This is a genomic window from Nocardia otitidiscaviarum NBRC 14405 (genome assembly GCF_000308635.1).
GTDB classification, from domain to species: domain Bacteria; phylum Actinomycetota; class Actinomycetes; order Mycobacteriales; family Mycobacteriaceae; genus Nocardia; species Nocardia otitidiscaviarum.
Genome location: NZ_BAGD01000053.1, coordinates 86812 through 107712 on the forward strand (window position 1 = coordinate 86812; position 20901 = coordinate 107712).

General features: G+C 68.9%; 17 protein-coding genes and 1 pseudogene. 8 read left to right on the plus strand and 10 right to left on the minus strand.

Going from position 1 to position 20901, the window contains the following annotated elements; genetic code table 11:
• Positions 1–51 precede the first annotated feature (51 nt).
• The gene (locus ON31_RS09925; RefSeq protein WP_039811853.1) at positions 52–963 is read right to left on the minus strand and encodes an oxygenase MpaB family protein; all 912 of its coding nucleotides are present in this window, start codon (positions 961–963) and stop codon (positions 52–54) included.
• 263 nt (positions 964–1226) lie between these two features.
• Between ON31_RS09925 and ON31_RS09930 the strand changes: the two genes are divergently transcribed.
• Entirely contained in the window at positions 1227–1694 is a 468-nt protein-coding gene (locus ON31_RS09930) for a TY-Chap domain-containing protein (protein WP_039811855.1), read from the plus strand.
• Positions 1695–1737: 43 nt separating this feature from the next.
• On the opposite strand, the gene ON31_RS09935 is transcribed toward ON31_RS09930, so the two are convergent.
• Positions 1738–2604 (minus strand): tyrosine-protein phosphatase, encoded by an 867-nt coding sequence (locus ON31_RS09935; protein ID WP_039811859.1) that lies wholly within the window; start codon positions 2602–2604, stop codon positions 1738–1740.
• Between the two features lie 304 nt (positions 2605–2908).
• Positions 2909–5077, minus strand: a complete 2169-nt coding sequence (locus tag ON31_RS09940; protein ID WP_051037049.1) for an MMPL family transporter — start codon at positions 5075–5077, stop codon at positions 2909–2911.
• A gap of 292 nt (positions 5078–5369) precedes the next feature.
• Between ON31_RS09940 and ON31_RS09945 the strand changes: the two genes are divergently transcribed.
• Together ON31_RS09945 and ON31_RS09950 are read left to right on the plus strand one after the other, a co-directional pair.
• On the plus strand, positions 5370–6566 hold the full coding sequence (locus ON31_RS09945) for a sensor histidine kinase (protein WP_051037050.1): 1197 nt from the start codon (positions 5370–5372) through the stop codon (positions 6564–6566).
• Entirely contained in the window at positions 6563–7240 is a 678-nt protein-coding gene (locus ON31_RS09950; RefSeq protein WP_039811861.1) for a response regulator, read from the plus strand. Before ON31_RS09945 ends, ON31_RS09950 begins: the two co-directional genes overlap by 4 nt.
• A 63-nt stretch (positions 7241–7303) precedes the next feature.
• On the opposite strand, the gene glnA is transcribed toward ON31_RS09950, so the two are convergent.
• Positions 7304–8740 (minus strand): type I glutamate--ammonia ligase, encoded by a 1437-nt coding sequence (gene glnA / locus ON31_RS09955; RefSeq protein WP_039811864.1) that lies wholly within the window; start codon positions 8738–8740, stop codon positions 7304–7306.
• Positions 8741–9135: 395 nt separating this feature from the next.
• Here glnA and ON31_RS09960 point away from each other — a divergent pair, with 395 nt between their 5' ends.
• From ON31_RS09960 to ON31_RS09970, 3 genes are all read left to right on the plus strand, one after another.
• Positions 9136–9666 (plus strand): RDD family protein, encoded by a 531-nt coding sequence (locus ON31_RS09960; protein ID WP_039811866.1) that lies wholly within the window; start codon positions 9136–9138, stop codon positions 9664–9666.
• Positions 9667–9822: 156 nt separating this feature from the next.
• Positions 9823–12030 (plus strand): MMPL family transporter, encoded by a 2208-nt coding sequence (locus ON31_RS09965; protein ID WP_051037051.1) that lies wholly within the window; start codon positions 9823–9825, stop codon positions 12028–12030.
• A gap of 108 nt (positions 12031–12138) precedes the next feature.
• Positions 12139–13032, plus strand: coding sequence for an alpha/beta hydrolase (locus ON31_RS09970; RefSeq protein WP_039811868.1), 894 nt, complete (start codon positions 12139–12141; stop codon positions 13030–13032).
• Positions 13033–13125: 93 nt separating this feature from the next.
• Here the strand turns inward: ON31_RS09970 and ON31_RS09975 are convergent, their stop codons facing one another.
• The 5 genes from ON31_RS09975 to ON31_RS09995 form a co-directional block, all read right to left on the minus strand.
• The gene (locus tag ON31_RS09975) at positions 13126–13791 is read right to left on the minus strand and encodes a response regulator (RefSeq protein WP_039811871.1); all 666 of its coding nucleotides are present in this window, start codon (positions 13789–13791) and stop codon (positions 13126–13128) included.
• A complete protein-coding gene (locus ON31_RS09980) occupies positions 13788–14969 on the minus strand; it encodes a sensor histidine kinase (protein ID WP_051037052.1) in 1182 nt (393 codons plus the stop codon). Before ON31_RS09980 ends, ON31_RS09975 begins: the two co-directional genes overlap by 4 nt.
• Before the next feature lie 40 nt (positions 14970–15009).
• Positions 15010–15462 (minus strand): hypothetical protein, encoded by a 453-nt coding sequence (locus tag ON31_RS09985; protein ID WP_051037053.1) that lies wholly within the window; start codon positions 15460–15462, stop codon positions 15010–15012.
• A 40-nt stretch (positions 15463–15502) separates the two neighbouring features.
• Positions 15503–16033 (minus strand): anthrone oxygenase family protein, encoded by a 531-nt coding sequence (locus ON31_RS09990; protein WP_051037054.1) that lies wholly within the window; start codon positions 16031–16033, stop codon positions 15503–15505.
• A 160-nt stretch (positions 16034–16193) separates the two neighbouring features.
• Positions 16194–16937 (minus strand): DUF4191 domain-containing protein, encoded by a 744-nt coding sequence (locus ON31_RS09995; RefSeq protein WP_029932553.1) that lies wholly within the window; start codon positions 16935–16937, stop codon positions 16194–16196.
• Between the two features lie 290 nt (positions 16938–17227).
• On the opposite strand from ON31_RS09995, the gene ON31_RS10000 reads away from it, so the two are divergent.
• Together ON31_RS10000 and ON31_RS10005 are read left to right on the plus strand one after the other, a co-directional pair.
• Positions 17228–18469 carry a sensor histidine kinase gene (locus ON31_RS10000; protein WP_218007303.1) on the plus strand — a complete coding sequence of 414 codons (1242 nt, stop codon included), beginning with the start codon at positions 17228–17230 and terminating at the stop codon, positions 18467–18469.
• Between the two features lie 64 nt (positions 18470–18533).
• Positions 18534–19177: pseudogene (locus ON31_RS10005) on the plus strand (response regulator).
• Positions 19178–19211: 34 nt separating this feature from the next.
• Here the strand turns inward: ON31_RS10005 and ON31_RS10010 are convergent.
• Positions 19212–20702, minus strand: a complete 1491-nt coding sequence (locus ON31_RS10010) for an alpha/beta fold hydrolase (RefSeq protein WP_039811873.1) — start codon at positions 20700–20702, stop codon at positions 19212–19214.
• Positions 20703–20901 lie beyond the last annotated feature (199 nt).

Below are 20901 nucleotides of genomic sequence, written 5' to 3' on the forward strand. Positions count from 1 at the left end.
CCCCAGGAACCGGGGGTGTAACACGACCCCCGGCGAGCGGGGGCCGGAAGATCAGAGCGGGCGGAAGTCGATCACCTTGCGCAGGCGGGCGCGGTCGCGTTCGAGGCGGCGCGCCTCGTAGGCGATGGGGAAGTAGCGGACGCGTTCGGGCAGTAGCGGAACGGTGCGGCCCAGAATCCAGCCCAGCCGCCGCAGGGCACGTTCGTCCTTCTCGGTCCATTCCAGGTCGAGCTTGCGGCGCACCACCTCCGGGGTGGTGCCGACGGTGAAGAAGTACTGCAACCGCCCCACCGGTGCGACGGCGGCCCGCCACACCGGGCGCAGGGGTGCGGGCAGCCAGGTGGGCGGCGCGACGGACCGGATGACGCGCAGATAGTCGTGCGCGGTCCGGGTGGGGACGAGGTGGTTCTCGACCATGTCCTCGAACCAGGGCTCCCACTCCCGGTAGGAGGCCGGGATCTCCTTGGGCGCCACCATGAAGTTGCGCATGAGCTGCACGGTTTCCTGGTAGTACTGTTCCTTGTCGGTCTCGGTGAGCGGGGTGCGGGAGAAATACCGGTTGCCTTCGGTGAAGGCGAAGATGCCGGTGTGCAGCACCCAGGCCCAGGGGCCGGAGGACAGCGCGGTGTAGCGGACGCCCTCCTTCTCGGTGTTCAGTCCGGCGTGCAGTTCACGCAGCCGGTCGGCCTCGGCCAGGGCCTCGTCGCCGCCGTAGACCCACATCATCACCGAGGCGATGCTGCGGACGGCGCGGCCCATGGGGTCGGTGCGGAAGGTGGAGTGTTCGTCCACCACCGCGGAGATGGTGGGTTCCATGGTTTGCAGCAGGAAGGCCGACCCGGCGGTGAACGAGAAGGTGATGAGGCCGACCTCGTCCCACATGCGGGTGCCGGGGCCGAACGGGCGGCGCTGCGGGTGTGCTCTCGGGGTCGCGGAGTCGACGGGGGCCACGGCGGCGGTCATGGTGATCTCCTTTGATCACGGGCTGCTGGGTGCCACCACCCTGACAGCCTGAGAGAGTTACTACTGAATCTTCTCATCATCTCGATCGGGTGGCAACCATATCCGGGTGCGATATCCGCGTGCGTGGTCCGCCGGCCATGGGTCCCACCGCTGACACATTTGCGCCGCTGCGCGCATTTCGGTGTGGGAGAGGCGGTTCCGTGGTGTGGATTTCCTCGTCAGCGCGGTGACCCAGACGACCTGACGGCGTATGATCGGCCACGATGGGCATACGGGGGCAGAGCGAGCAGGTTGTGACAACGGAATGGGACGGATTCGTCCAAGCACTGGTCCGCTGTTTGGCCGAATTGCCGTCCCGTGCAACCCTCATCATCGCCGCGCCCGGAAATCGCTATGTGCAATTCCAGCAGTTCGACATCAAACTGTCCGCCGAACTGACCGGCAATTACTACCTGACGGAACCGATTTCGGATGACGCGGCACAGCGGTTGTCCGATCTCGGCTGGAATGCGCCGGTGTTGCAGCGCGAGATCGAAAACTGGCGACGCAGCCTACTCTGGCCGATCCCGCACAGTGCGCTGGTCGATTTGGCCCGCTCGGTCGCCATCGGTCTGCACGACGCGCTCGGGGTCGGCTCACCGGAGGAATTGCGGGCCACCGGCTGGACCGAGGCGTCGGGGGATCTCGATCTGAGCGTGCTCGGTTCGATGGCGCGGCGCGGCGGCGGATAGGCCCTCCCGCGCGGCGCACGGGAGGGCAACGGTCACGGATTCGTCAGTCGACGAGGTTCTTCCGCAGTTTCACGATGGTCATCGGATCCAGTCCGAGACCGTTGGTCAGGAATTTCCCGAAGTCCCCGTACTTCTGCTCCATGGTCTGCAACGCGATGTCCAGGTACGCGTCGCGCACCTCCTGCAGGGGGATCAGCAGGTCCGGATTCTCCATCACTCCGGCCTGTTTCAGTTGCTCCCGCAGGGCGGCGTCGGAGGCGGCGCGGTACTGGTTGGACAGCAGGTAGTCCTTGCGGGCGAGCGATTCCGGTACGCCCACGGCGCGCAGCGTGACGTAGGTCAGCCAGCCGGTGCGGTCCTTGCCCGCCGTGCAGTGCACGAGCGTCGCCTTGTCGGTCGCGGCGAGATCTTTGACCGTCTGCCCGAACTTGGCCAGCGAATCCGCGCTGAAGAAGCTGCGGTACACATCACCCATGATCTGCTCGGCCTTGCCGCCGCCGAGTAATTCCTCCTGTTTCACCGGATCCCGCGAACTGATCGCCTCGAACATCTTCACGAACAAGCCGGTGTCGTCGATCGGCCGCGCCACCAGCGGCACTCCAGGCGGCAGCCGGTCGGCTCCCAGCCCCTGCACCTCGGCGGGGGTCCGCAAATCGATCACCTGCTTCAGATTCAGCGTCCCCAATTTCGCCACATCGGCATCGGTCAGCTTTCCGAGCGCATCGGATCGAATCACCTTCCCCGACTTGGTCTTCGACCCGTCATAGGTCCAATATCCGCCGATGTCCCGAACATTCACCGCCCCCTGCAACTCGATCCGGGTCGCCGTCGCCAACGCGGGTTCCGCGACGGCCGCGGGAGCCACCAGCGTCGCCCCGAGTCCCAGCACGGCCGCCGCGGCCGTGGTCATACCGATGAGTGAAAGGCGAAGCCGCCCTGTGAAACTATTTTTCATGGCCGCGAACGTAGATCCGGTGCCCATTCCGATATCGACTTCGCCCGGACATTTCCGCCGACTGGGACACCTACCCCGCCCACCGGGATCGAGCCTGGACAACGGCGCGAAAAAGAGTCTCTCCGTTGACATTTCAATAGCTACCAGCCGTCATATGCGGACTAGGAATAGTGATACCAGTGCCCGGGCCTCCGGGCAATATCGACCGCCGCCGTCCGGACGGTGAGTCGCCGCACGACCGAGGAGATGACGACCGACGTCACCACCCGTCGGCTTGCCGAGGTAGCGGATCATATGCGGCCGGTACCGCCACGCCCGGTCGCGGGGCGGGTCGGGCCTCCGTGCGCAGGCGGGGGAGGAGGCGGTCCAGCCAGTCCGGTAGCCACCAGTTCGCCCGGCCGAGCAGCGTCATGGTGGCGGGGACCAGGACGAGGCGGACGACGGTGGCGTCCAGCACGATGGCCGCCGCGAGACCCAGCCCCATCATCTTGACCAGCGGCGACGGATTGGCGATGAAACTGGCGAACACGGCGGTCATGATGAGCGCAGCCGAGGTGATGACGCGCCCGGTGCCCGCCATGCCCCGGGCCACCGATTCGGTGTTGTCACGGGTGCGGTCGTACTCCTCGCGGATCCGGGACAGCAGGAACACCTCGTAGTCCATCGACAGGCCGAACAGGATGGCGAAGAACATGGTCGGCATGGGGGAGGCGATCAGGTAGGTGCGGTCCAGGCCGAGCAGGCCCGCGCCCCAACCCCATTGGAAGACCGCCACCACGATGCCGTACGCGCCGCCGATCGACAGCAGATTCATCACGGCCGCCTTCAGCGGTATCGCCACGGAACGAAAGACGATCAGCAGCAGGAGGAACGACGAGATCAGGATGGCGGCGAGGAAGACCGGCAGGACCTCGTTCAGCCGGGTGGTGAGATCGTCGGTCATGGCGGTCATCCCGGAGACCGCCACATTGTCGGGGGCCAGATCACGCAGGCGCTCCAGGGTTTTCGAGGTGGCGGGGTCCGCGGGCGCGGTGGTGGGCACGGCGGGCAGGATCACCGTGTCACCGTCGGACGAGGTGCGTGCGCCACCCACCGAGGCGATGCCCGGATCGGCGGCGACCCGCTCGGCCAGCCCCGCGATATCGGCGGCCCGGTCGCGCTGATCGACCACCAGCAGCAGCGGTCCGTTCACGCCGGGGCCGAAACCCTCGGCCAGCAGGTCGTAGGCGCGGCGGTGGCTGGTGGCGGTGACATCGTCACCGGCATCGGGGAATCCGGTGCGCATGTGCAGGGCCGGGGCGGCCAGGGTGACCAGCACCGCCGTGGCGACGAGGAGATACGGCCAGGGGCGTCCCGCCACCCGGTGCGCGACCCGCCACCACGCCGACTGCTCGAGAACGCGGGTCCGGGCGCGTCGCGGTACCCGCCCGGTGTCGATGCGGTCGCCGAGCAGTGTCAGCAGCGCGGGCAGCAGGGTGAGTGCGGTGGTCACCGCGACCAGCACCACCAGCGAGGTGGCGAGTCCCACCGAGATCAGGAAGCCGACGCCGGTCAACACCAGCGCCACCATGGCGAGCATGATGGTGCCGCCGGCGAACAGCACGGCCGAACCCGACGCGCCCATGGCGTTCGACAGCGCGTGCGCATCGGGTTGTCCCGCGGCCCGGTTCTCCCGGTAACGCGCCACGATGAACAGCGAGTAGTCGATGCCGACACCCAAACCGATCATCGCGCCGATGGTCGGTGCGGCGGTGGACACGTCCATGGTGGCGGCCAGTACCGCGATACCGCCCAGTCCGACGGCCACCGCCACCAGGGCGAGCACGATCGGCACCAGCGCCGCCACCAGCGTGCCGAAGGCGACGACCAGGACCAGCAGCGCCACCAGCACGCCGACCGCCTCGGCTCCCGAGGTGGGGGTTTCGGCATTGATGAACGCGGCGTCACCGCCCAGTTCCGCGGTGACGCCGGATGCGCGCACCCGCTCCAGGACGGTGTTCAGCGGTGCCAATGACTCCGGGGCGAGGTCGGTCGCGGGCAGGTCGAAGGTGAGCTGCGCGTATCCGATCCGTCCGTCCGCCGACACCGTGCCCGCCGTGAACGGGTCGGCCACGGCCACAACGTGTTCCGCCTCGTCCATGCGATCGACCGCATCCTGGATGAGCGACCGGTGCTCGGTGAGCCGCTGCCCCTCGGGCACCGCGAACACCGCCAGCGCGCTGCCGCCCGCCGCCTCCGGGAACCGTTCCGCGAGCAGATCCATGGCCCGTTCACTCTGGCTGCCGGGGGCGACGAAGTCGTCGACGAGCGAACCGCCGAGCGTGCCCGCGGCGGTCAGCACGAGGGCGACGGCGGCCAGCCAGGCGGCGCCCGCCGCCCACGGTCTCCTGGCGCTGGCGTCACCGATACGGCGGGTGATTGCGTCCATGGTGGTGTGCTCCTCGGCGATGATGGTTCATGATCCCGACTCCCTTGTCGGCCAGCGGGTTTCATCGTCGTGGTCGGCGGCGGTGCGGGTCGCCCGCCGCCGGGAGGTTTCCGTTCCGTCGCAGGAGGGGTTGCCGAGGCGGGGAGGATCCCCCGTCAGGCGGAGGCGCGGGTAGCCCGTGGTGGGTTACCGGCTACGGGCGGCTGACCTACCGTTGCGTGATGTCCACCGACAGTTCGCACCGGGACGCACCCGGCCGGTTCCGCCACCCCATCGGACGACCGGCGTCGTGATGGACGGCGACAGCGCCCCCACCCGCGGCTTTCGCGGACCGTTTCGCCGCTGGCCGCGCACCGCGGACGCGGTACTCGCCGCCGCGCTGTTCGTCCTGGCCGTCCATGTGGCCGACGGGCCGGGCGACACGCTCGTGCTGCGGCCGATGTCGTCGGTCCCGGTCGTCGTCCTGGTTCTGTTCGCGGTGGCGAGCGCGGCACTGTATCTGCGTCGCCGCCACCCGCTGCCGGTGCTCGGGGCGGCCCTGCTCGCCTGGGCGGTGACGGTCGGCAGCGGATATTCGGGCCTGGGTGGCATCGCCATCGTCGCCCTGTACTCCGTCGGCCGCTACGCCCGCGACGGCCGCTGGTCCTACCTCGGTGCGGCGGGTGCGATCGCGCTGGTGATCCTCGACGGCTTCGCGTTCGGCGACATCTTCGCCGGTGTCGTGGTGATGGAATTGGCCTGGTACATCGGTCGCCGGATCCGGTTGCGCGGTCAGCGCGCCGAACAGGCGCGCCGGGAGCGGGCCGCGGCGCATCTGCGCGTGCTCACCGAGGAGCGCACCCGCATCGCCCGGGAGCTGCACGATGTGGTCGCCCACCGGGTCAGCATGATGACGGTGCAGGCGGGCGCGGCCAAGGCGGTGGCGGCCGTCGACCCCGAGGCCGCCCGCCAGGCCATGGCCGCGGTGGAGGAGGCGGGCCGCGAAGCCCTGGACGAACTGCGGCATCTGCTGGGTGTGCTGCGGCCCGACGTGGACAACGACGATATGGGGCCGCAGCCCGGTCTGGCCGATCTGCCGCGCCTGATCGTCCAGGTCCGCCGGGCGGGCCTGGACGTCACGGCGGATATCGACGAGTTCCGGACTCCGCTGGCGGCACGTGTGGAACTGTCGGCCTTCCGCATCGTTCAGGAGGCGCTGACCAATGTGCTCAAGCACAGCGGCCCCGGCACCCACGCCGACATCCGCCTGCGTGCTGCGAACTCCGGGGGTGAGATCACGCTGGAAGTGCTCGACGACGGCCGCGGTGCCGCCGCCCGTACCGACGCGGCCGTCCCGGGGCACGGCATCGTCGGGATGCGCGAGCGCGCACTACTGTTGGGGGGCAGTCTCGACGCGAAGCCCCGCCCCGGCGGCGGTTTCCGGGTGGCCGCCCGGCTCCCCACCGGGGCCGACACCCACCGCTCGGCAACTTCGAAGGACCCCGCATGACCATCCGCGTCCTCGTCGTCGACGATCAGGCCCTGGTGCGCAGCGGCTTCACCATGGTGCTGCGCATGCACGACGACATCGAGGTGGTGGGCGAGGCGGGCACCGGCTTGGCGGCCATCGAGGCCGCGCACCGCCATCGCCCCGATATCGTCCTCATGGATATCCGCATGCCCGAGATGGACGGCCTGGAGGCCACCTCCCGCCTGCTGGCCGAGGCCGACTGGGAGGTCCGCGTCCTCATTCTCACCACCTTCGACCCCGACGACTACGTCTACCGCGCCCTCCGCGCCGGCGCCAGCGCCTTCGTCCTCAAGGACATGCCCGCCGACCAACTCGCCGCCGCCGTCCGCACCGTAGCCGACGGCGGCGCCCTCCTCGCCCCCTCCATCACCCGCCGCCTGATCGGCCGCTTCGCCCGCCGCCTCACCACCGACACCACCATCACCGCCCGCCTGGCCCGCCTCACCGACCGCGAACGCGACGTCATGACCGCCATAGCCCGAGGCGCCAGCAACCCCGAAATAGCGAACCAACTCTTCATCGGCCCCGCCACCGTCAAATCCCACGTCTCGAGCATCCTCACCAAACTGGGCCTACGCGACCGCACCCAGATAGTCGTCTTCGCCTACGAAAGCGGCTTGGTGGAAGCCGGCGACCACCCCATCGGCCACTGAAACGCCCGAAGCCCCACCCGCCGAAGCGGATGGGGCTCCCGAGATCAGTTGCGCTACAACGACTTACACGTCGTAGTACAGCTCGAACTCGTACGGGTGCGGGCGCAGGTTGACCGGGGCGATCTCGTTCTCGCGCTTGAGGGTGATCCAGGTTTCGATCAGGTCCTCGGTGAAGACGCCACCCTCGGTGAGGTAGTCGTGGTCGGCTTCGAGGCGGTCGATGACCGAGGCCAGGCTGGTGGGGGCCTGGGGGATGTTCTTGGCCTCCTCCGGCGGGAGCTCGTAGAGGTCCTTGTCGACCGGGGCCATCGGCTCGATCTTCTTCTTGATGCCGTCCAGGCCGGCCATCAGCATGGCGGAGAAGGCCAGGTACGGGTTGCCCGAGGAGTCGGGGGCGCGGAACTCGATGCGCTTGGCCTTCGGGTTGTTGCCCGTGACCGGGATGCGGACCGCGGCGGAGCGGTTGCGCTGCGAGTACACCAGGTTGATGGGGGCCTCGTAGCCCGGCACCAGACGGTGGTAGGAGTTGATGGTCGGGTTGGTGAACGCCAGCAGCGACGGGGCGTGGTGCAGGATGCCGCCGATGTACCAGCGCGCCAGATCCGACAGGCCACCGTAACCGGCCTCGTCGTGGAACAGCGGCTTGCCGTCCTTCCACAGCGACTGGTGCACGTGCATGCCCGAGCCGTTGTCGCCGAAGAGGGGCTTCGGCATGAAGGTGACGGTCTTGTTCTCCTGCCACGCGGTGTTCTTGATGATGTACTTGAACAGCATCAGGTCATCGGCCGCGCCGAGCAGGGTGTTGAAGCGGTAGTTGATCTCCGCCTGGCCCGCGGTGCCGACCTCGTGGTGGCCGCGCTCCAGCTCGAAACCGGCCTGCTGCAGGGCGGTCGACATCTTGTCGCGCAGGTCGACGTAGTGGTCGTACGGCGCGACCGGGAAGTAGCCGCCCTTGTTGCGAACCTTGTAACCGCGGTTCAGGGTGCCGTCCGGGTTGAACTCCGCGCCGGTGTTCCAGGAACCGGAGATCGACTCGATCTCGTAGAAGGCGCCGTTCATGGCCGAGTCGTAGCGGATCGAGTCGAAGATGTAGAACTCCGCCTCGGGACCGAAGTACGCGGTGTCGGCGATACCGGTCGACCGCAGGTACTCCTCCGCCTTGCGCGCGATGTTGCGCGGGTCGCGGGAGTACGCCTCACGGGTGAACGGGTCGTGCACGAAGAAGTTCAGGTTCAGCGTCTTCGCGGCACGGAACGGGTCGATCCGAGCGGTGCTGAAGTCGGGGAGCAGGAGCATGTCCGACTCGTCGATCGACTGGAAGCCGCGGACGGACGAGCCGTCGAACGCGAGGCCTTCTTCGGCCAGGTCGGCCGTGAACGCCTTCGCAGGGATCGAGAAGTGCTGCTGCACACCCGGGAGGTCGGTGAACCGGATGTCGACGTACTCGACCTCCTCCTCCTTGATGTACTTGATGACCTCATCGGCCGTGCTGAACGCCACTTAGTACTCCTTACGGATCGGTTCCCAGCCAATTCACGATTGCATGGGTTCGTCGCGACCAGACGGTATGGATGCGGTGTTTCCCCACAATCAAGGCTGTGTTTCGCCAGTGTTACACGTACAGCTGGCCGGGGGTTCGTCGGTGTCCCGGCGTTCGGCAAACGGCCGCGCAGGGCGCTGAGCTGCGCTCGACCAGCACCGACATCCTGCCATCGAACAGCGGCAATCGCCGCGCATGACGCTGAAAAGATAGGGGGATTACCACGTCGACCCGGGCACGCGTGAGAATCCTCACCGCCGGACCGGTCGGTTCAGCACTTTTTCGGTTACCTCGCGGTCACGCTCGCGCCACACGCCGCGCGAATCCCCGCCGCACGGGCCCTTAAGCTGGGTGCATGGCACGTATCACCGGTTCCTGGCTGTCCGGACCGAACGCCGAATCCGGCGGCTCCGCCCCCGGCGACTACCCGGGCAAGGATCTGGGACTGCCGCAGGAAGGGGTCGGCTCACTGGTCACCATGCTGCGGCGCATCACGGCCCTGCTGGTGGACTGGTTCATGGCGCTCGGCCTGGCCGCGGTCATCTTCCGCCCGAATCCGGACAAGCTCATCGCCGAGATGGATATCCCGGCCGGGCAGCAGCCGCCGCCGGATCTGGTCGTCATCATCAGCTCGCTGTCCACTCCGACGCTGCTGGTGTGGTTCGTCATCGGCGTCGCCACGGTGACCCTCTTCGGCTACACCCCCGGCCAGTTCTTCCTGAAGGAGCGGGTGCTGCGCATCGACGCCGACGCCCCCGTCGGCTTCGTCCGCGCCCTGGTCCGTCAGATCCTGCTCGTCTTCGTGGTCCCCGCCCTCTTCACCGACGGCGACGGCCGCGGCATGCACGACCGCGCCACCGGCACCGCCCTCGTCCGCGCCCGCTAGCTCGCTCGAGGGGGAACTGTGGCGGCATCGCGCGAGTAGCTCCCGCCACCAGTTCCCCCTCGCCATTCACCTCGGGCGATAGCGCGGGGACATTGGTTGAGAAAAGGGGGTATGTACCTTTGGGGCGGTGGGAACCGCGCGGAAGGATGCAGCCTCTTGTTCGCTTGGTGGGGAAATGTGGTCTGCCGCTTGCGGTTCGCGGTCATCGGGGTGGCGGTCGCGGGGCTGTTGGCGTTGGGGGGTTACGGGCTCGGGCTCGACGATCATCTGAGTTCGGGGGGCATGTTCGATCCCTCGTCGGAATCCGCGGAGGCGGGGCGGCTGGCCGACGCCGCCTTCGGGCGCAACCACGATGTGGACGTGGTGGTCCTGTTCACCGCGCCGCCGGGTAGGACGGTCGACGACCCGGACTTCAGCCGGACGGTCGTCGACCATCTCGACAGCCTGCCGCGCGAGCATCCCGAGCAGATATCCCGCGTCGTCGGCACCTACTGGCGCACCGAGACCGGTGCGATCAGCGCCGCCACGGCCACCAAGGACAAGCGCCGCGCCGTCGCGGCCATCGCACTGCGCGGCGAGAACGACACCGATATCCAGCGCAACTATCGAGCGGTCAAGGATGTCTTCGAGATTCCAGGCGTCGAGGTGCGGGTCGGCGGACTGCAACCGATCGCGGGCGCGCTCAGCGACACCGTCGCCGACGATCTGCACCGCATGGAACTGTTGGCCATACCTTTCGTGGGCCTGCTGTTGTTCTTCATCTTCGGTGGCGTCGTCGCCGCCGCGCTGCCGCTGCTCACCGGGGTGCTCACCATTTTCGGCGCGTTCGGCATCGTGCGGTTCGTCGCCAACTTCACGGAGGTGAACTCCTTCGTCTCCCCGGTGGTTTCGATGATCGGGCTCGGGCTCGCCATCGACTACGGCCTGTTCATCGTGAGCCGATTCCGAGAGGAGTTGGCCGCCGGCAACGACACCCGCACGGCGGTGCGGCGTTCGGTGCTGACCGCCGGCCGCACGGTCGTCTTCTCGGCCACCATGATCGTGGCGAGTCTCGGTGGGCTGCTGCTGTTTCCGCAGGCATTCCTGAAATCCATCGCCTACGGTGCGATCGCGACGGTGACCCTGGCCGCCGTCACCGCCATCACCATCCTCCCGGCCGTGCTCGCGGTCCTCGGGCCACGGGTGGACCTGTTGGGGCTCAAGCGATTCCGTCGCACCAAATCGGCGGAGGAGCTCGACAACGGACTGCTCGCACGCACCACCGCGTGGGTGATGCGGCATCCCGGCAAGGTCGCCGTCCCCATTCTGCTCGTGCTGGTCCTGCTCATCGTGCCCATGCACAATCTCGTCTTCGGCGGCTTCAGCGAGAAGTACCTGCCGCCGGACAATCCGACCCGCATGGCGCAGGAGGAGATCGATCACTACTTCCCGCTGCGCAAATCCGATCCCATCGAGTTGGTCTTCATCGCCGACAACTCCCAGGCGGTGGGGCCGGTGTGGAATCAGGCCAATCAGGCGCCGGGACTGGTGGGGCAGTTCGACATTCCCGCGCGCTCACCCGCGCAGCCCGACATCTACCGGGCCAAGGCCGCGGTGGTGGATATCAACGACGCCGGGGCCACCATCGAATATCTCCGGTCACTGGACCTGCCCGATGGGATGACGGTCCTGGTCGGCGGGGTACCCGCTTTGCAGAAGGACACCATCGACGCCCTGCTGGTCCGGATTCCGTGGATGATCGGCCTCGTCCTGCTGGTGACCACGCTGCTGCTGTTCCTGACCTTCGGCTCGTTGGTGCTGCCGATCAAGGCCGCGCTCATGAGCGGCCTCGGCCTCGGCTCCACCCTGGGCATTCTGACGTGGATATTCATCGACGGTCACGGAGCCGGACTGCTGAACTTCACCCCGCAGCCCGGTCAGGCGAACATGCTGGTGCTGATCATCGCCATCATCTACGGTCTGTCCATCGACTACGAGGTCTTCTTGCTGTCGCGCATGGTCGAGGCGCGCGGGGCGGGCGCGACCACCGAGGAGGCGATCCGGATCGGCAACGTGCAATCCGGACGCATCATCACCGCGGCGGCGCTGATCCTGCTGGTGGTGACGGGTGCGTTCGCCTTCTCCGACCTGGTGCTCATGCAGTACATCGCCTACGGCATGATCGCGGCGCTGTTCATCGACGCCACCGTGCTGCGCATGCTGCTGGTCCCCGCCGTCATGCGTTTGCTGGGCGATCGCTGCTGGTGGGCTCCTGCCTGGATGAAGCGGATTCAGCAGCGCATCGGTCTGAGCGAGGTGGTTATCGACGACGACCAGGCTCGGCGTGGCTCCCGCGTCGACTTGGCCAAGTCCAGCACAATGTAAAAGGTGCGTACCTCGGACATGTTCATTCCAACGTAGCTGGCTATTCACCGGCTCTCATATTCGGCCGGTACTGTGCGGACGTCCAGTCGTGACGACTTCGGAGGTTGCATGAGCGAGGGCTACCGGCCCGCGGCGCGTGGACTCAGCCGCCGGTCGCTGTTCGCATCCACCGGTCTGCTCGGCCTGGCGGCTGTCGGCATGAGCGCCGTGAGCCCTCCCGCGGGCGATGTCCGGCACGTACTCGTACACAACGCGACCGAGGAGATCACGGCGACCCTGCCGGGTCCGGTGGTTCGGATCGAACGCGTGTACTCCGCGGCCCGCGGTCGTGAGGTGGACGTGGTCGCCATCGTGCCCGGGGGTGTTCCGACCGACCGCCTTCCCATGTCGATTCTGCTGCACGGTCGCAAGGGCAGCGCCCGCACCGCGGCGGTCGGGGGCCTGGCGGAGAAGTTGGCCGCCGCCGTGACCGCCGGGCGGGTCCCGCCCTTCGGCTTTCTCGCGGTCGACGGCGGTGACAACTACTGGCACGAGAACCATTCCGGTGACGATCCGATGTCCATGCTGCTCGACGAGGTGCCGCACTGGCTCGCTTCCCGTGGCCTCGCCGAGACCCCCTTCGCCTGTACCGGTGTCTCCATGGGCGGCTTCGGAGCCATGCTCTACGCCCGCCGCCGGACCGAACGCGGCAACCCCGCCCGGGCCGTCGCCGCGGTGTCTCCGGGTTTGCTCACCTCGTGGGCAGATATGAGCAGGCGCAATGCCTTCGCCAGCGAAGCCCAATGGGGAGAGTTGGACCCGCTGCGCAATATCGACAAACTCGGCCCGGCCCCCATGGCCCTCTGGTGCGGCGACCGAGATCGGTTCGTGGAGGGCTGTCGTCGGTTCATCGCACACGCCCCGTTGGAGATCGCCGCCATTACGCCGGGCGGCCACAACGACGACTACTGGCGTACCGTCACACCGGATGTGGTCCGGTTCCTGGGCGGTCATGTCGGCTGAGCCCGCGCGCTGGCGCCGAGCCACCTGCCCGTCGGGGTGTGCCGATGCCGAGGGCGTGGGAAAGGTTCTGTGACCGAAGCGAACTCGTGATGTTCACCGATGTCGGTTCCCGGGCGTGATCAACCCCGTCTCGTAGGCGAGCGCGACCAACTGCGCTCGGTCGCGGGCGTCGAGTTTGGTCAGCAGCCGCCCGACATGGGTCCGCGCGGTGGCGGGGCTCATGTGCAGCGTCGCCGCGATCTCGGAATTCGACCGTCCCGTAGCGACTTCGGCCAGTACTTCGCGTTCGCGGGCGGTGAGCCGGTCCAGGAGCTCGGCCGCTCGGGGGTGTGGTCCGGCCGCGGCGGCCCGCATCACGCGGCGGGTGACGGCGGGGGAGAGCAGGGCGTCGCCCCGCGCCACGATCCGCACCGCCTCCCGCAGCCCGTCCGGGTCGGTGTCCTTGAGCAGGAATCCGGCGGCCCCGGCGCGCATGGCCTCCAGCAGATTGTCGTCGGTGTCGAAGGTGGTGAGCACCACCACCCGGACGTCGCGCAGTTCCGGTTGCGCGACAATGTGTTTCGTCGCCGCCAGTCCGTCGCCGCCCGGCATGCGGATATCCATGAGCACCACGTCGGGCCGAGTGGCGGCGACCAGTTCCACCCCGGCCGCGCCGGTGGCTGCCTCGCCCACCACCTCGATATCGTCGGCGCGCTCCAGCAGCGCCCGCAGCCCCTCTCGCACCAGATGCTGATCGTCCACCAGCGCCACCCGGATCATGCCGCGCTCCGCACCGGTATGCGCGCCTCCACCATGAACCCTCCCTGCCGTCGATTCTCCGCGCGCAGATCGCCGCCGAGCAGTGCCACGCGTTCGCGCATGCCGATGATTCCCCAGCCGGCCGTGTCGCCTCGGGATCCGTGGCCGTCGTCGGCGATGCGCACCACCAATTCGGCGGCTTCGCGGCGTAATTCGATGTCGACGGTGCGGGCGTCCGCGTGGCGCAGCACATTGCTCAGCGATTCCTGGATCACGCGGTAGGCGGTGGCCTCGACAATGGCGGGCAGCGGGGCGGTACCGCCCGAGCGGGTGCAGGTCACCGCCGGACCGGAATCCCTTGTGACCGTGATCAGTTCGTCGAGCCGATCGAGGCCCGGGGTCGGCGGTTCGGCGGCATCCGGGGCGCGCAGGGCGTCGACGGTGGCGCGCAACTCCCGGCTCGCCTCCCGGCAGGCGGTGCGGGCGGCGGTCAGGGAGCGCTCCGCGGTGTTCGGATCGTCCCGCAGCGATTCGCGGGCCACATCGGTGTGCAGGGCGATCACCGACACCGTGTGCGCGAGCAGATCGTGCAGGTCGCGGGCGATGCGCACCCGCTGCCGCTCGACCCGGCGCGCGGCCTCGCGCTCGCGCTCCACCGCCGCCGTCCGCTCCCGCCGCTGAAGTTCGGCACGCCAGCCGCGCCGGGAGCGAATACTGTCGCCGAGCGCGATCACCGCCGCCATCAGTCCGGCCGAGGACGGAAGTTCCAGTCCGAGAACGAAACCCAGATTGTCACCCTGCACCACCCGCACGGCGGTGGAGATCGCCAGCAGGGCCAGCGCGGTGCCCGCCGCCCACCACAGCCGCCCGCGCTCCGCCGCCGAGAACAGGGCCGCCGCCACCGGCAGCGCCAACCCGATCGGCGGATAGTCGAGCATGTAGTAGACCAGCAGCGCCGCACTCGACACCAGCAGTGTGCCGACCGGCCAGCGGCGGCGCACCAGCATCAACGCGCCGAACAGCGCCCCGAAGGCATAGGCGGCCGGCGCGACCCCGGCGGCCGACCCGCCGACATTGGCGGTGATCGCCGTGCCGACCACCACCAGGGTCAGCATGCCCAGAGCGAGGTCGACCAGCCGCGCACGGTGCTCGGCGCGGTTCGTCTCGGCGTGGCCGGTTCGCGGCTCGTTCGGATGCATCTCACCAGCCCCGCTTCCCTCGTGCGCCCGCCACCGTCGCCTAGCGAGTGCGATCGGTGATCCTCGCCAGCAACCATGCCACCGCACCGGTGGCCGCACCGAGCAGCACGCCGGTGAGCACACTGCTGCCCAGGGCGAAGGCACGCATCACCAACTCCTGGGTGCCCGGCGAGAACCTGCCTTCGAGATTGCCACCCAGCCGCGGCGGATCATCGGCGAAGGCGGCGTTCCAGAGCAGCTGGTGGGTGAGCGCCAGCAGCAGGCCGTAACAGGCGCCGACCGCGAGCAGCGCCGGGAAGGGATTCGGTACCCGCCGCCACAGCACATAACCGATCCACACCGCGATCGGCACGAACACCAGCACCGCGTTGACCACCGCGGGCACCGGCCCCAGATCGTGCGCGATCACCCGGGGCACGCCCAGCGCCGCCAGCACGATCACCGCGAGCGGGGAGAGGCCGAGCGCGTTCCTCATGCGTTCCCCGGTGCTCATCCGATGCCCCCTCGGGCTCGAACCGTCCCGCGCCGTCCACTCATGCCGCCACCTCCCGAGCCGTGCGGACCTCGCTACCGATCGTCTGCCGGTACACCCGCAGGAAGCCGATGAACGCCAGCACCGCGGTCACCCCGCTCATGGCCAGCCGCACCCAGTGCCCGTTCTCGAACTCCATCGCGGTCCGCCGCAGCACCTCCGTCGAATGCACGGCCGCGCCCTCGTCGAACATGATCTCGTTGCGCGGCCAGAAGTAGAGCGCCGAGAACAGGAACTCACCCAGCACCAGCGAGCCCAGACTGCCCAGCAGCCACCAGCGTGCCCCCGGAACCCGCCAGGCCAGCACGGTGGCCGCCACCGCGGCCAGCACCGTGAGCGCCCCCATCGGCGGGAAGAAGTCCGCGGGTCCGGTCACCTCGAAGAAGTCCGACGCCTCGGCCAGCGATGCGGGCACATCGTGGAAGACATTCGGGTAGATGATGATCGTCTCCACCGCGATCCCCCCGAACGCCACCATCGCGATCCACACGTACGCCGTCGGAACGGCCAATCCGATCCACTGTTTTCGCATGTGGGCGACGGTAGGGAAGGCCAGGGGCCATTACATCGGCCCGCACGCCCCATCGGAGTACGTCATTCGACGTACACGGCCGGTCGGCTACCGCTGGCTCAGGACAACCGTGCCCCGCCGCGGTATGCGGCGGGGCACGGGAAGCAGATGCGGGCGGGAGTCAGCGGCGGCGGATGGTGCGCTGCATACCCTTCATCTTCGCGCCGGTGGGCATGGGGCCCTTGGGCAGTGCCGGGCCGCCTCGGGTGGCGAGCGCGGACAGGCGGCCCTCGATGAGTTCCATGCGCTTGGCGTCGATATTGCGGGGGAGTTTGGTGAGGAAGCGCTGCAGGTCCTTCAGCGCGACCTGGCCCTCGTCATTGCCGATGACGATGTCGTAGATGGGGGTGTCGCCGACCAGGCGGGCGACCTTCTTCTTCTCCTGGGCGAGCAGCGACTTCACTCGGCCCGGTGAGCCCTCCGCCACCAGGATCACCCCGGGCAGACCGATGACGCGGTGCACGGCGTCGAGCTGGGTGGTGGCGGCGACACCGGGAGTGACACGCCATTTGCCCTGCAGGTTGTCCAGCACCCACGCGGCCGCGCCCGCCTGCCCCTCCGCCTTGGCGTAGACGTTCTTCTGTACGCGTCGGCCGAAGATGATGAACGCCGCCAGCGCGCCGAGCAGCACGCCGATCGGCAGCAGGAACCACTGCAGATCGAAGATCAGCCCGATGATCAGGAACAGCGCCGTCACGCCGACCAGTGCGCCGATCATCAGCGGCAGCAGCAGCTTGTCTTCCTTGCGCTGCATCTGGAACGCCTGCCAGAGCTGCTGACGACGCTCCTTCGACGCCTGCTTGCGCGCCGCCTTCGCCGCGGCCTTCGCTTCCTTCGACGGCTTGCCGCCCTTACCTGCTGCCATGTCACTCAGGATAATGGCCGCGTACCCGCCGATCCCCGCCGGGATCGCGAGGTTTCGCGCGGCGTCACCGCCGCGCCCCCGCTGTCGCTCGGAAACAGCGGGCACGGCGGGCCTCGGTCGTCCGATCCACGGGTCCGGTCGCCGTGGCGTGTGCTGCCGTGTCACCGGTCGCCGTGTCATGCGGTCACCGTGTCGTCCGGCCGCATCGGTCCGTGGTGCCGAGCCCGCTGGTGCGCGGGTACCCGCAGGCCGACGGGGTGGGACTCGTCGCTCGCGCTTACGGTGGTCGGGTGACACGGGGTGTGCTGGTTGACCGGGTGCGAGCGCTCCGGTCGGCGGTGCGGTATCTGGTGATCGGCGGGGCGACGTCGCTGCTGTCGATCTTCGTTCTGGTCGCGCTGCTCGCGGCGGGCGCACTGTGTCTGGTGGGCGTGGGAATTCCCTTGCTGCCCGATGCGGTCCGAATGATCCGGCCGCTGCTCGGATTCGAGCGCACCCGGGCGGGGGAGCGGTTGGGGGAGGCGATTCCGGAGGCGTACCGGCCCTTCGCCGCACCGCTGCGGCAGCGGGTGGCCACGGTGTTCACCGATCCCGCGAACCGGCGCGATATCGGCTGGCTGTGCGTGCACGCCGTCACCGGCTCGACGCTCGCGGCATTCGCCGTCGCACTGCCGTTGAGCGCGGTCAACCAGCTGCTGATACCGCTGTACTGGCAGGCGCTGCCGCCCGGGTCGATCGCGACCTTCGGCCTTCCCGTCACCTCGTGGCCGACCGCACTGGTCAATCTCGCCTTCGCGATTCCCATCGGCGCGCTGACCCTGCTGATCCCCGCCATGGCGCGCGGGCAGGCACGGGTCGCCCGCTGGTTCCTCGCCCCCGCGCCCGATATCGCCCTCGCGGGCCGGGTCGCCGAGCTGACCGCCACCCGCGCCGCCGCCCTCGACGCCCACGGCGCGGAACTGCGCCGCATCGAACGCGATCTGCACGACGGCGCGCAGGCCCGCATCGCCGCGGTGATCATGCAGCTGGGGCTGGCCGAGCAACTGCACGACCGCGACCCCGACCGAGCCCGGGAACTCATGCGGAAGGCCCAGGACACCGCGACCGACGCGCTCGCCGAACTCCGCGACGTACTGCGCAGCGTCTACCCGCCGGTGCTGGCGGATCGCGGTCTGGCCAGCGCCGTCTCCGCCCTCGCCGCCCGCAGTCCGATTCCGTGCGCGCTGGAGGTCGCCACCACCGGCCGCTGGCCTGCCGCCGTCGAGGCGGCCGCCTATTTCGTTGTGGCGGAAGCCATTACCAATGCGACCAAACATTCCGGTGCGCGGTCGGTCACGGTCTCGATCGCCGGTGACGCCGACCTGCTCACGGTTCGGGTGCGCGACGACGGCATCGGCGCGGCCCGGGAGATCGACGGTGGTGGCTTGGCGGGCATCCGCCGTCGCGCCGAGGCACTCGACGGCCGCATGACCCTGACCAGCCCCGCGGGTGGGCCGACGGTGCTGCGGGTGGATCTGCCGTCGCGGCTGTGACCCGGGCTCGTCGCGGTCCCGGGCTGCGGTCACGCCTCGGTAGGGTGTGCGTCGTGGAGTCGCTGTGCGCGTCATGATCGCCGAGGACGATGCCCTGCTGCGGGAGGGGCTCGTCCTGCTGCTGAACACCGCCGGGATCGAGGTGATCGCGGCCGTCGACAAGCCGGCGATCTCCTGGCCGCGCTCGCGGGGGAGCGGCCCGACGCCGTGGTGGTGGATGTGCGGCTGCCGCCGACCTTCACCGACGACGGCCTGCGAGCGGCGGTGCGCGCCCGCGAGATTCACCCCGGGCTGCCGGTGCTGGTGCTCTCGGCGTACGTGGAGGACAGCTACGCCGCCGAACTGCTCGGCGACGGCGCCGGTGGTGTCGGTTACCTGCTGAAGGAACGCGTCGGCAAGGTCGCCCGCTTCCTGGACTCCCTGCGCCGGGTAGCCGACGGCGGCACGGCCATGGATCCCGAGGTGATCTCCCAACTGCTGGTGCGCCGCCAGGCCGACGACCCGCTGGCGGCGCTCACCCCGCGCGAGCGCGAGGTGCTGGCGCTCATGGCGGAGGGCCACGACAACGCCACCATCGCCGAACGCCTCGTGGTCAGTGAAGGCGCTGTGCTGAAACACATTCGGGGCATTTTCGCCAAGCTCGGGCTGGGGGCCGACGAGTCGGGGCACCGGCGGGTGCTGGCGGTGCTCGCCTACCTCAACGCGTGAGGCCCGAAACCCGGGCGGGTTTCGGGCCCGCACGTCAGTCGGCGGCGCAGGTGATATCCGACTCCGGCAGGGTGCCGTCCCGGAAGTACGCGTTCACGGCGTCGTAGACGCACGTGTTCGGATAGCGGCCGAAGATCCAGTGAATCGGCACGTCCCGCAGCGTCACCAGTCGTGACGCCGACAGCGCGCGGTGCATGCCCTCCGCATTGGCGTAGGTCGTGCGGGTGTCGCCGGTCGACTGCACGATCAGGGCCGGTACCGAATTGCCCACCACCGTGCGGGGTTCCGCGGGTGCGGCCCAGAAGGCGCAGGGCGTGATGTTGTCGGTGAACGACCCGAACACCGGTGCGGTGGTCCGCGACCGCTCGAGGTTGTTCCAGTACCAGAGCGGATCGCGCGGTGCGTCCACGTCGCCGCACATGATCGCCATCTGCGCCGAATTGTCCTCGGGCTCGGCGGAGAGCACGAAGGCGAGCCCCTGCTCCAGCTCCGGCGTGATCGCCACCGGCAGGCCCCGCGCCGCGTCCCGTAGCAGCGCCACCTGCTCGGCGACCATTCCGTACTGTCGTGGATCGTCGAGCCCGGTGAACAGCATCAGCGGCAGTTCGTGCGCGGTCACCGCGAACTCGCCGATCCGGATCGGCTGTTCCCCGGAGCGCCGCAGCAGTTCCAGCACGGTCGCCCGCACCTGCTCACGGGTGGCTCCGAGACCGTAGTCGCGCTCGTGTCCGGCGGTCCAGTCCGCCCACAGGTCCAGCGCCGCCTCATTGGCCGGACCCATATCCCGCACCATGTCCACCGGCCCGTACCGTTCCGGGTCGACCGCGCTGTCCAGCACCATCCGATCCACGCGGTCCGGGAACAGCTCGGTGTACACCGCGCCCAGATAGGTGCCGTACGAGGTGCCGAAGTAGCTGATCCGCTCGGCGTCGAGCACCGCGCGGATCACATCCATATCCCGCGCAGTATTGCGGGTGGTGATGTGCCGCAACCGTTCTCCCTCGGCGGTGGCGCAGCGCGCGGCCAGCTCGGCCTGTGACGCCACGGACGCTGCGAAGCTCGCCGCGTCCGGACCCGCCGCCTGCAGCCCGATGCCGCGCGGCCAGTCACACCGGACCGGCGCGGAGCGTCCGACTCCGCGCGGATCCATACCGATCAGGTCGTAGCTCGCCTTCACCTCGGGCGTCATGGCTGCCCCGACATCCACCATGAAGTCCAGCCCGCTGCCACCCGGACCGCCGGGATTCGACAGCATGACACCGCGTTTGCGCTCCGGATGGGCGGCGATGCGCGAGATGGCGACGGTCGTCGTCTGCCCGTCCGGCCGGCCGTAGTCGAGCGGAACGGTGACGTCGGTGCACTGCGCCCCGGCCTCGTCGAGACGTTCCTGATCGCAGGGCCGCCAGTCCACCCGCTGGTGGTGGAAGCGGTCCAGCTCGGGCCTGGCGGCGGTGTCCGCGGTGGCACAGCCGATTCCGAAGGGAAGTACCAGACACAGCGCCGCGAACCATTTACCGAAGCTCATACCGCACGCACCGGTCGCATCGGCTGATTGTGCGCCACCGGATCGGCCGTGCCCGGCCGCTCGACCGGCGTGTCGAGCTCCGCCGTGCCCGCGAGCGCCCCCGCCGGCGCCACCCGTCCGGTGCGACACCGAAATGCCCTATTGCGCACTATGATTCCTCCTGGTCGGAAGCGGGAACCGATGCGCCCGCTCACCCTTC

What these genes read in the sequence shown, in the direction of transcription:
- ON31_RS09925 (WP_039811853.1), bottom strand. Translation starts at nt 963, where the DNA reads ATGACCGCCGCCGTGGCCCCCGTCGACTCCGCGACCCCGAGAGCACAC.
- ON31_RS09930 (WP_039811855.1), top strand. Translation starts at nt 1,227, where the DNA reads ATGGGCATACGGGGGCAGAGCGAGCAGGTTGTGACAACGGAATGGGAC.
- ON31_RS09935 (WP_039811859.1), bottom strand. Translation starts at nt 2,604, where the DNA reads ATGACCACGGCCGCGGCGGCCGTGCTGGGACTCGGGGCGACGCTGGTG.
- ON31_RS09940 (WP_051037049.1), bottom strand. Translation starts at nt 5,077, where the DNA reads ATGGACGCAATCACCCGCCGTATCGGTGACGCCAGCGCCAGGAGACCG.
- ON31_RS09945 (WP_051037050.1), top strand. Translation starts at nt 5,370, where the DNA reads ATGGACGGCGACAGCGCCCCCACCCGCGGCTTTCGCGGACCGTTTCGC.
- ON31_RS09950 (WP_039811861.1), top strand. Translation starts at nt 6,563, where the DNA reads ATGACCATCCGCGTCCTCGTCGTCGACGATCAGGCCCTGGTGCGCAGC.
- ON31_RS09960 (WP_039811866.1), top strand. Translation starts at nt 9,136, where the DNA reads ATGGCACGTATCACCGGTTCCTGGCTGTCCGGACCGAACGCCGAATCC.
- ON31_RS09970 (WP_039811868.1), top strand. Translation starts at nt 12,139, where the DNA reads ATGAGCGAGGGCTACCGGCCCGCGGCGCGTGGACTCAGCCGCCGGTCG.
- ON31_RS09975 (WP_039811871.1), bottom strand. Translation starts at nt 13,791, where the DNA reads ATGATCCGGGTGGCGCTGGTGGACGATCAGCATCTGGTGCGAGAGGGG.
- ON31_RS09980 (WP_051037052.1), bottom strand. Translation starts at nt 14,969, where the DNA reads ATGCATCCGAACGAGCCGCGAACCGGCCACGCCGAGACGAACCGCGCC.
- ON31_RS09985 (WP_051037053.1), bottom strand. Translation starts at nt 15,462, where the DNA reads ATGAGCACCGGGGAACGCATGAGGAACGCGCTCGGCCTCTCCCCGCTC.
- ON31_RS09990 (WP_051037054.1), bottom strand. Translation starts at nt 16,033, where the DNA reads ATGCGAAAACAGTGGATCGGATTGGCCGTTCCGACGGCGTACGTGTGG.
- ON31_RS09995 (WP_029932553.1), bottom strand. Translation starts at nt 16,937, where the DNA reads ATGGCAGCAGGTAAGGGCGGCAAGCCGTCGAAGGAAGCGAAGGCCGCG.
- ON31_RS10010 (WP_039811873.1), bottom strand. Translation starts at nt 20,702, where the DNA reads ATGAGCTTCGGTAAATGGTTCGCGGCGCTGTGTCTGGTACTTCCCTTC.